The sequence below is a fragment of the Microcystis sp. M49636_WE2 genome (assembly GCF_030065375.1).
Taxonomy (GTDB): domain Bacteria; phylum Cyanobacteriota; class Cyanobacteriia; order Cyanobacteriales; family Microcystaceae; genus Microcystis; species Microcystis aeruginosa_C.
Window position 1 is genome coordinate 1 of sequence record NZ_JASJFG010000935.1, and the last position, 9,946, is coordinate 9,946.

Below are 9,946 nucleotides of genomic sequence, written 5' to 3' on the forward strand. Positions count from 1 at the left end.
TCGATCGCTAGTTACTCTTTGTGTCCTTTGTGCCTTTGTGGTTCATCCTTCTCTTCTGGCAAATAGGGAATAATAAAATGTATTCAGTGATACATTTTACCCAACTAACCCAAGAGAGCCATTAGGATTTAGAAACTAACTTTACCTGCCTCGATTTTTCCTACCATTTTAACGGTACTATTATCATAAGCTGTGGCATTCATGGCGATATTGTCTTGATTGCCACTGTTGATAACTTGTTTAATTTGTTGTGCTAGGGTTTGGATTTCTTGGGCAAAATTGGTGTCTTTGAGCATTTCTACCTGTAAAAAAGGAACCACTTGCTGTTCAATCATCGCCTCGGATTTAGTTTGTTCGGCTGCCGCTAAAACCTTGGCTGCGGCCGGTTCCTTTTGTAACTTTTGCTTAATTTTTTGCCACAATTCTACACCTTTATCCATTGCTCCTTCCGTTAATTTACCGATAACAGCTTCAAAGGCGATTTTAGCGATTTCGGCGGCGGCTAATTCGGCTAACATAATTATTAATTGTGAGAATTTTTCGCCATTCTAGCACAACGGCAACAGCAGTTGTGGACGGTTTAAATGTTTGGTTGACTGTTCAAAAAGTAAAAAACAAAACTCTGATATCGTTGCCACAACAGGATTGAGATTAGAGCGAAGCGGACGCGCTGGTAAGCTAAGACATATTTAGGGTTTGCGGCAAAAAGTACGGGCGAAGCATTCGGATAGAAAATCTCCGGTTTCACCGATAGGTTATGCCCAAATGCTTCGCCCCTACAGGACGCGGGCCGATGAAGACGCAAAAATCTTGCACCTGTTTCGCTCGTAAAGCCACAAAACCCCTACCTTGCCTACATTTCACATTTATTCAGCAAACCCTATTTAAACTGCTTATTCTTAGATTAGCCGAATCTCCTCCAATTCCTTTACTGTTGCCTCTTGCCTCGTCTCAACAAGCAATTTAAATTACGAACAGCTTATTAATGCTTGAGCAGCCCTCAGAAGCCCTTTTATTGAAGCCCGTTATTCCCTAAAGTCGTTGACAATAAAGCTATAGACAAACTTAAACCGTTAGATTGCAAGAGTAGAAAAAGTAGTAAAATAGTTCAATACGCGTAAAACATGAACAAAACATGACTACTCTATTGCAAAAAGCATTCACAGAAATCCAGAAACTGCCAGAGCATCTTCAAGATGAACTTGCTCAACAATTGCTGGAAGATATTGAAGGTGAATTAAAATGGCAGAAAAGCCTTTCCAACGAGGATCTGGAATTGGGAGCTTTAATAACAATGGCACAGGAAGCTCTGATAGAAGAACAAGAGGGGAGAACAGAAGATAAAGGCTTTGGGGAAGAATGAAGTCATCCAGAACCAAGAGGTTTCGTCAACTTTTTCTAAGTTTGCCGCAAAGGGTACAAGAAACAGCCAAGAAAAATTACCAGATTTGGAAAGAAAATCCATTTCACCCCAGCCTAGAGTTCAAAGAGGTGAAACCAAGAGAAAAAATCTGGTCAGTCAGAGTCGGCATTGGATGGCGAGCATTAGGGATTAAGAATTCAAACGATGACTATAATCCTAGAGAAGATTTTTTTTTCCTATCACTGCATAGAAGGGATCAGCAACCATAATTCCTAACATTTGTAGGAAACTGGGGGTAGTAGCAGGACGAACGATCGCCTGTACTTCCCTAAATCCCGCCACCGATTTAAAATAGGATTTCACTAGGGCCACCCGGCCTAAATCGCTATTATCGCGCCAAGCAGCGATCGCTTTTTGGTAAAACATCCGATTGGAAAAACTGACCACCACCAGACCATTAGGCTTTAAAATGCGATACAGTTCCGCAAAAATCGCCTCTGGATACTGCAAATACTGCACCGACACCGTGATTAACACCGCATCAAAAGAACTATCCCCTAGGGGCAATTTTGGCTGTGCATTGAGGTCCTGGACAAAATAACTATGCAAGCGGGGATTTTTGGCTAACTCCTCCCCATTCATCCCGTGACCTTCGATATGCTCAAATTCCATCTCCTCCGGTAAATGGGACACCCAGCTGCTCATCAGGTCTAAAATGCGCGTATTCGGCGATAATATCTCTCGGTAGAGAGCGGTTAATCGATCGATAAAACCCTCATCCACGTGGGTGACGAAGCGGGGAAAAGCATAAAAATCGCTGTCTTTGGTCGGATCGAGTTTAGTTCTTTCTTCGGGTCGGAGCATTTTTGTCAAGTTAATTTTACTATTCTTAACATACCCCACAGACAGAAAAAAGGGTTAACCGAACTGGTCAACCCCTAGGCTTGGGAACGCGCTGTAAATCTTAGCTTTGAACGACTAGCTTAACGTTAGCGTTTTGCAGACCGCGCTGTTTCACTTCGGATAGGGTTTTGTTCACAGCGTATTTTTGGTTGATCGAGTTGATCAATTCGGTTTGATTGTGTTTTTTGGCTACACCCCAGAGGTCAGCGATTAAATCGAAACTGCCGTCGGTGTTGCGGGACCAACCGAGATCATATTCGCCATCGAGAACAGCAACGATGTCGGAGCGAACCCGTTGACCGTTGTAACCACGAACATCAGCTTCGGTTTTTACGCTAATGCCGAGGTCGCGGAGAGAAGCTTTGAGGATTTCGGCATCGGTGATTTTGGTCCGGAGAGTGCTAAAATGAGACATTGGAATTTCCTCTTTGTAGATAAGAATCAACAACAACAGATTGAGAGTTAAAGAGTGCCGCCAAGCGGCTTTGCGAGGCATTGCTAGTCCCTGAGAACTAGCCTTTCATCCCGTTGGGAGCGGGCGAAAGTCTGTTAGAACTCCAATCGCTGGTACTCAGCGACGGAGGCCGAAGCAGGTCGGGCGCGTTGTCTGGCCCAATCACGCAGGGCAGTTACCTGTTCGGTCATGGTGCGAGATAGGGGCAGAGTCGCCTTAATCGCCGCAATAATGTCCAATTGCGTGAATTCGCGATCTTGGGCGAAGGCCTCATACATGGCGGCAATCAGCGCCTGTTCTATTTCCGCACCGGAAAACCCATCGGATACCTTGGCTAACTGCTCCAAATCGAAGCGAGAAATGTCGGAGCGTCGTTTAGTCAGGTGAATATTAAAGATATCTTGTCTTTCTTCGGAATTGGGCAAATCGACAAAGAAGATTTCATCGAAGCGCCCCTTGCGGAGAAATTCCCCGGGTAGCCGTTCAATCCGGTTAGCTGTGGCCATGACGAAGACGGGCGAGGTTTTTTCCTGCATCCAAGTCAGGAAGGAGCCGAAGATGCGGCTAGAGGTTCCCCCATCGGAATCGGCGGATCCCGTGCCACCGGCAAAAGCTTTATCTAATTCATCGATGAAAAGAATGGCCGGAGAGATGGATTCGGCAGTTTTTAAGGCATTACGCAGGTTAGCCTCGGACCGTCCCACCATGGAACCATCGTAAACCCGTCCCATATCTAAGCGCAGGAGCGGTAAACTCCAGAGACGCGAGGTGGTTTTAGCGATTAAGGACTTACCACAGCCTGGTACTCCTAAAATTAGCATCCCTTTCGGTTGGGGGAGTCCGTAACCTCTGGCTCTTTCTGTAAAGGCATTTGAGCGCTGTTTTAACCATCTTTTTAATTCTTCCAGACCGCCGACGGCATTGATGGTCTCGTCCTCTTCAACGTATTCTAAAATTCCGTTGCGGCGAATCAGTTGTTTTTTCTCGGAAAGGACGATTTCTACCTCGTCTTCCGTGAGTTTGTTCGCTTTTACATAGGCTTTCCGGTAAACTTTTTCGGCTTCATCTTTGGTTAAGCCCAAGGCCGCTTTCAGGAGTTTTTCCCGGACCTCTGTGGTGGTACGACGATTTTGATTTTTGCCTAGGTGTTGCGAGAGTACCGTATCTAACTCTCCCATGTCCGGCAGGGGAAAATCTAGAACTACTACGTCTTTCTCTAGTTCTATGGGGACTTCTTGCAGGGGAGACATTAAAATAATGATTTTTTCGGTTCCTTTAAAGCTGGCGATCGCATCTCTTAACCAGCGATTGACCGGAGCGGAAGTGATGAACGGATGCAGGTCTTTGAAGATGTAGATGCCCGCTTCCCGTTGACGCAATACCCATTCGATCGCCGCTTCTGGAGATACGGTATTATGTTGACTGGTTTGGCGCGGTTGACCCAGTTCGATCATGCCGTGGGTAACAGTCCAGACAAACACCCGTCGATGTTGTGTATTTAGTTGGGCTATTTTGCTGATGGCTTCTTCCGCCCTTTCCTCCTCGGAGGTGACGAGGTAAATCAGGGGATACTGAGCCTTGACGAGAATTTCTAGCTCTTCTTTCATAACATCGACCCTATTTGTGGTAACGGTTTTGACCTTGGGCGGCTGATGGCTGTAGATGCCTTGTTCGGCTACTGAGAGTTTAGCAGGGAACTAAGGCTGCTTCTCCCTCTGCGGTTGCTTGGGCGCCGACGGGTTCGGGAACTTCGAGCGGGAACTCGTCGCCGACTATTCCGGGCTGGCGTTTGATCGACCTTAGCCGATCTTCTTTCATTACTAACGCGGCATCACACTCGGGACAGACATGAACCTGATAGGTTTTGCCATAGGCGGCGGCTTCGATTTCTTCTACCTTTTCGGGGTATTTTAGGTAGAAAGCGATCGCTTTTTCCACCAGACCTGACATCGATTCTTCATCGATCGCAGCCCTTATTTTTAGTTGACGATGGACTCCAGGGGGAAGGTACAGTGTGACTTTTTGCTTGTCTTGCATATCACTAAATTGGTTTACCCGGGTATGTGTCTCTACTATAACCACTGTCTTTCCCTCCTGTCAAGATGGTAAGCTGTTATAACGGCATAATTGTAACATTTCTTTACAATTGTTGGAGAAGTGGGGTGTGGGGTGTGGGGTGTGGGGTGTGGGGTGTGGGATGTGGGGTGTAGGGTGTGAGGAGATGGGAGATGGGAGAATAAATAAAAATAGTCTCCTCTCCTGCCTCGGAGCCTCCTGATTGACAATTGGCCAATTTTGTGATCCGCGTGGGCATTTCAGGTGATACCAGTCAATCAGAATAGTTACGAAATCTTAACAGTTGGTCGATTCTTGCTTAACAATTGAGATGGCAAATTCCACTCAAATATTCCTGAATCGCCCTCTGGGTGAGCAACTCACATAAAGTTAATTTTGTCAAGGATTGTTAAGATGCGCTTACCCAGCTGACCACCTCTTGATTTTATTTTTCAATCTGACAAGGAGATGGCTATTGATAGAAAGTTTTTTTACTACTTGTTTGCCATATTCTCTGTCTATTACTAATTCCTTGGCTTCCTTCAGCGGAAATAACATAGAGTGCTGGGGAAGATTGCTTCTGAAATCATCGGGTTTTTTAGTATGGGATGCTTCTTCCCCGAAGCCAATATTAGAAATTAAGTTGACTGAGGGAACCACTTCTAATCCTGAGTGGAAAAGGCATTGAAACATCCACTGATAGTCCCAAGTATCAATTTCTCCTCTATAGGCTTGGGAGAAAACTTGGTCGTACCATTTAAATATTTGTTCATCCTCGATAAAATCTTTAATTTCTTGCCTGATTTTTCGGTTTGACCATAATTTAATCTCATAGTCATAGCCTTGCCAAGCTCTTTTCCAAGTGGCCCATCCCCAAATGCCCCCACAAAAGGAAAAATGATAACTCTGCTGCTCTGGTTTCCATTGTCCTAACCAGTTAGTTCCGCTGATACTCATTATTTTTGGCTCATTTCTATATTTCTCCAATAGTTGTTCGCAAAATGGAAAAAAAGTTGGGTGGGGGAGGCAGTCGTCCTCTAGGATGATGGCTTCCTCGACTTGCTCAAAAACCCAGCTAATACCTGTAGATACCCTGCGTCCGCAGCCTAGATTAACCTCTGAATAGTTCCTGAATACTTCACAGTCCCAATCGATTTGTTTGACAACGGCACGGGTGGCAGCGCACTTGTCGCGGTCGTCTGGTCGAGCGGAGCGCGGACCGTCGGCAATGATAAACAGTTTGTTGGGTTTGGCCTGACGAATCCCTTCAAATACCTTTGCTGTCAGTTGAGGTCGGTTAAAGATAAAAAAAGCCACTGGAGCCTTCATAAGTCATTCAAAATTAAAAATATTGGCGGCGAATTCAGACAAGCCAGCCGTGGTAGAGTATATCCTGATTCGGGTTTCAATCATCTGCCTGCGCTTCGTCAAGGCAAGCTTTAAGCCTTTCAGCCGTAGTCTCGACATTGTCACCGAGATAAGAGTCGTGAGTTCCTGGAATCCGGTGAATTTCCAGTTCTCCTCCGGCTAGATGGTTCCACCCCTGATTTTGAGCCTTGGGATAAAAACTTTCAGTGACTAACCAGGTAATTCCACCAGAATAGGTTTGTGGTCTGTAGTGCATAATCATTTTTATGTAGTTTTTGGCAACTTTTTTTCGGTGGCGACTGAAGCTGTCTTCTGCCAGCTTTTCCTTCACCTTTGATGCTTGGTTAAAAATATAGGTGAGACTCTCTCCTTTCCCTGAGGATTTGAGTTCTCTGAGATGATGGCGAATTCTTGGAATTTGGAAAAATTTCTCCACCTGATAGCGGAGTTTTCTCGGCAGAGTTGGAACAGGTGTATCGAGAAAAACTAATAATCCCACTTTCTGTCCTTGTGCGACTAGCTGTTGTGCCATTTCCAAAGCGACAAGTCCGCCTATACATTCACCTCCGAGAAGATAAGGTCCTTCGGGTTGGACGGTACGGATTTCTTTGATGTAGTCGGTTGCCATAGCCTCTACAGTATTGTGAGGATTTTCGATTCCGTCCCAACCCCTTGCTTGGAATCCATAAACAGGCCGTTCTTGACCCAAAAGATAGACTAATTTGGCATAGATGATTAATTCATTTTCGCCGCCGCCGCCACCGGGGACGAGAAAAAATGGTCTTTTCGCGCCACTCGACTGCATGGCTACTAGAGAAGACTGAGGATTTAGTTGGCTTTCAAGTCTAAGGCTGTGAGTCTGGGGGTCAGTTTCAACCGCTTTCTCCCGGAGAATCCTAGCTATCTGCTCAACCGTTGGAGCTTGGAAAAGGGTGACTAATGGTAGATTGACCTTGAAGACTTTTTCGATTTGAGCGAATAGCTTGACCGCCACCAGAGAGCGTCCCCCTAAATTGAAGAAATTGTCTTTGACTCCGATAGTCTGGATTCCTAAAACTTCTCGCCAAATCTCGGTCAATTGCATCTCTAAATTATCACGAGGAGCGATAAATTCTACATTCAAATAGTTCTCTTGATTATTGCTTCGTTGTCCCTTCAAATAGTTCTCTTGATTATGGATGCTTTGTTTATTTGGTATTTTAGGTGATACATCAATCCAGTATGATTGACCCTCAAAGGGATAGGTAGGGACTGAAATAGGATAACATTGTTGATAGTTTGAAACTTTAGGCCAATCAATTTTCACCCCCATTAACCAGAATTTGATTAAAGTGGAAAATAAATAATATAAATAATCAAAACTTTTTATTTCTTCAGGACTTTTTATGTTATAATCATCAAGCTGTTTGAGATAATCATGACTTTTGATCTCCAGAGAACATAGATCTAGCAAAATTACATTAGAGTCTGATAATAGGCTAGGTAAATTTTCTGCGTTCATGTTATTGACATTAAATTCTTTTTGCCACTGCTTATAGTCAATAGTTTCATGAATTTTAATTGTCTTACCACTGATCGGTAAAATTACGGGAATTTTTGCGGCTTGAAACTTGGGAGGTGATTCAATTTTTTTATCTTCTATGATTAAAGAAATTGCCTCTTCTACAGTTAAAATTCCCGCCAATACTAAAGCAGCATAATTTCCCAGACCATAACCTATACAGATTGCTGGTTTTATTCCCCAGTATTGCCATAATTGAGTCATCGCATATTCACAGATAAAGTTGACTACTTGGCTAAGAAAAGGGTTTTCTAAATTTTCTTCTTCTATTAATTGAAAAAATGATCTTGTCGAATAAGAAGAAATAAGTGGTTGCAATTCTTCTAGCAATGAATAGATGGCTGGATGACTTTGAGCAAGGGATTTAATAATTAGTTTAAGTTTCTGGCTTTTTCCAGAAAAAATAAAACAAATTGGTGCGGATTTTTGCCTTATAACTTGTCCACTGAATACACTTGATAATGCTTCTTGGCGAACAATCATATTTAGTTGCTCTTGCAATTGTTCTTTTGATTCAGTGATCATAGCTAGACGGTGGGAGAATTGAGATCGCCTAGTATTAGCCATAAAACAAATATCGGACAAAGCGACTTCAGGGTTATCTTCTAGGAAAGATTGATAACGTTGCACCAAAGCTTGTAAAGCAGTAGAAGTCTTGGCGGTTAGGGTAAAAACTTGTAAAGGAGAAAGATTAGGTTCAGCTTTTGCTTGAGACGGGACTGATTCTAATATCAGATGAGCATTCGTTCCCCCCAGACTAAAAGAACTAACCCCTGCTCGAATTGGCCCTGTTTCTTCGGGTAAAGTTTCTAAGGTTTGTTGTACTTTTAGTCCTAGTTTGGCAAAAGGAATGGCAGGATTAGGCTCTTGACAATGTAAAGTGGGGGGTATTTGACGGTGATAGAGGGAAAGAGCAACTTTAATCAACCCCGCAATACCAGAAGCACCTTCTGTATGACCAATATTGGTTTTTACACTGCCCACCCGACAGGGATTATCAGCAGTTCGATCTTTGCCAACTACTGTTCCTAATGCCTTCATTTCTAGGGCATCTCCAATGGGCGTTGCCGTACCGTTAGCTTCAATATAATTAATAGAATTGGGATTAATTTCTGCCCGTTGATAAACTTTTTGCAAGAGAGCAATCTGGGCTTGCATATTGGGTGCGGTCAAGCCATTACCACTACCATTGTGATTAACGCCACTCCCCCGAATCACAGCATAAATGCGATCGCCATCCGCTTGAGCTTGGGATAGAAGTTTTAAGACAACGACTCCGATACACTCGCCCCGAACATAACCATCCGCTTTAGCATCAAAAGTTTTACACAAACCATCGGCAGAAATCAAACCCGCATTGACATATCTAGAGGCAATCACGGGAGAAAAAGTTAGATGTGTACCACCGACTAAAGCCAAACAAATGTCTTCATTCCATAAGCTTTGGCAGGCACTATCTATGGCCACTAATACAGAAGAACAAGCGGTATTTATTGTTAGACTTAAACCCTGAAAATCAAAATAGGAAGAAATCCTATTGGCTAACATACAGTCGAGAGTTCCAATGGTGGTATTAAAGGTTGAATCTTCAATTAATAAATTCGGATATTCACTACCAGAAAGCCCAATAAAAACGCCAGTATCGGTCCCTGCTAAATTAGCGGGAACTAGCCCAGCGTCTTCTAAGGCTTCCCAAGAGGTTTCTAACAAAAGTCTGTGTTGAGGATCCATCTTGATCGCTTCTTCCGAAGAAATGCCAAAAAACGCCGCATCAAATTTATCTATGCCATCGAGAAATCCCGCCCAACCTGTCATCTGCGTAGGGCGATCTATAGGGTCTTTAGTTATCTTATGTACGCCATTTTGGAGTATCTCCCAAAATTCACTAGGATTATTGGCTCCGGGAAAACGACATCCCATACCAACAATTGCGATGGGCTGTTTAATCATTAACTTTTGTATATACTGTGGCCATGTACACTTGACTACTATATCAATATAATTTAGGATCAGTCAAGCTCAAGAGTGGAATAACTGCCTTGGCTTTATCCGTCAATTGAAACGAGAAACGAGGTATCTCTTTTTATGGTTTTAGCTTCTATTGTCTCAACATCTCAGACTGGCTCTCTTGAATTACTGGCTACCCAGCTTAATAATCCCCCGGCTCTGGCTAATAATTCTGGTAGCACGGTGACAGTCTCCCTGACAGCAACAGGTCAGTGGACTTTAATTAACTTTGCCA

General features: G+C 43.7%; 10 protein-coding genes. 3 read left to right on the forward strand and 7 right to left on the reverse strand.

Annotation, left to right across the window (positions count from 1 at the left end):
- Nucleotides 1–128: 128 nt before the first annotated feature.
- Nucleotides 129–518, reverse strand: coding sequence for a hypothetical protein (locus PX484_RS21430; protein ID WP_288105428.1), 390 nt, complete (start codon nt 516–518; stop codon nt 129–131).
- Nucleotides 519–793: 275 nt separating this feature from the next.
- On the opposite strand from PX484_RS21430, the gene PX484_RS21435 reads away from it, so the two are divergent.
- From PX484_RS21435 to PX484_RS25870, 3 genes are all read left to right on the forward strand, one after another.
- Nucleotides 794–967, forward strand: coding sequence for a hypothetical protein (locus PX484_RS21435; RefSeq protein WP_155120225.1), 174 nt, complete (start codon nt 794–796; stop codon nt 965–967).
- A gap of 168 nt (nt 968–1,135) precedes the next feature.
- Nucleotides 1,136–1,363: a hypothetical protein gene (locus tag PX484_RS21440; RefSeq protein WP_002756907.1), complete on the forward strand. Its 228-nt coding sequence runs from the start codon at nt 1,136–1,138 to the stop codon at nt 1,361–1,363.
- A complete protein-coding gene (locus tag PX484_RS25870) occupies nt 1,360–1,632 on the forward strand; it encodes a hypothetical protein (RefSeq protein ID WP_353845714.1) in 273 nt (90 codons plus the stop codon). The genes PX484_RS21440 and PX484_RS25870 overlap by 4 nt, the downstream gene beginning before the upstream one ends.
- On the opposite strand, the gene PX484_RS21445 is transcribed toward PX484_RS25870, so the two are convergent.
- The 6 genes from PX484_RS21445 to PX484_RS21470 all read right to left on the reverse strand — a co-directional run bounded on the left by PX484_RS21445 (nt 1,580) and on the right by PX484_RS21470 (nt 9,654).
- The gene (locus PX484_RS21445) at nt 1,580–2,227 is read right to left on the reverse strand and encodes a class I SAM-dependent methyltransferase (protein WP_287767883.1); all 648 of its coding nucleotides are present in this window, start codon (nt 2,225–2,227) and stop codon (nt 1,580–1,582) included. The genes PX484_RS25870 and PX484_RS21445 overlap by 53 nt on opposite strands.
- Nucleotides 2,228–2,327: 100 nt before the next feature.
- On the reverse strand, nt 2,328–2,681 hold the full coding sequence (locus PX484_RS21450) for a DUF1257 domain-containing protein (RefSeq protein WP_002731874.1): 354 nt from the start codon (nt 2,679–2,681) through the stop codon (nt 2,328–2,330).
- A 134-nt stretch (nt 2,682–2,815) separates the two neighbouring features.
- Nucleotides 2,816–4,327: a stress-responsive protein Ycf46 gene (gene ycf46, locus PX484_RS21455; protein ID WP_287767880.1), complete on the reverse strand. Its 1,512-nt coding sequence runs from the start codon at nt 4,325–4,327 to the stop codon at nt 2,816–2,818.
- 79 nt (nt 4,328–4,406) lie between these two features.
- A complete protein-coding gene (locus PX484_RS21460; RefSeq protein WP_045358317.1) occupies nt 4,407–4,757 on the reverse strand; it encodes a slr0373 family blue light stress response protein in 351 nt (116 codons plus the stop codon).
- Between the two features lie 438 nt (nt 4,758–5,195).
- A complete protein-coding gene (locus PX484_RS21465; protein WP_287767876.1) occupies nt 5,196–6,104 on the reverse strand; it encodes a glycosyltransferase family 2 protein in 909 nt (302 codons plus the stop codon).
- 76 nt (nt 6,105–6,180) lie between these two features.
- Nucleotides 6,181–9,654, reverse strand: coding sequence for a type I polyketide synthase (locus PX484_RS21470; protein WP_287767874.1), 3,474 nt, complete (start codon nt 9,652–9,654; stop codon nt 6,181–6,183).
- Nucleotides 9,655–9,946: the final 292 nt, after the last annotated feature.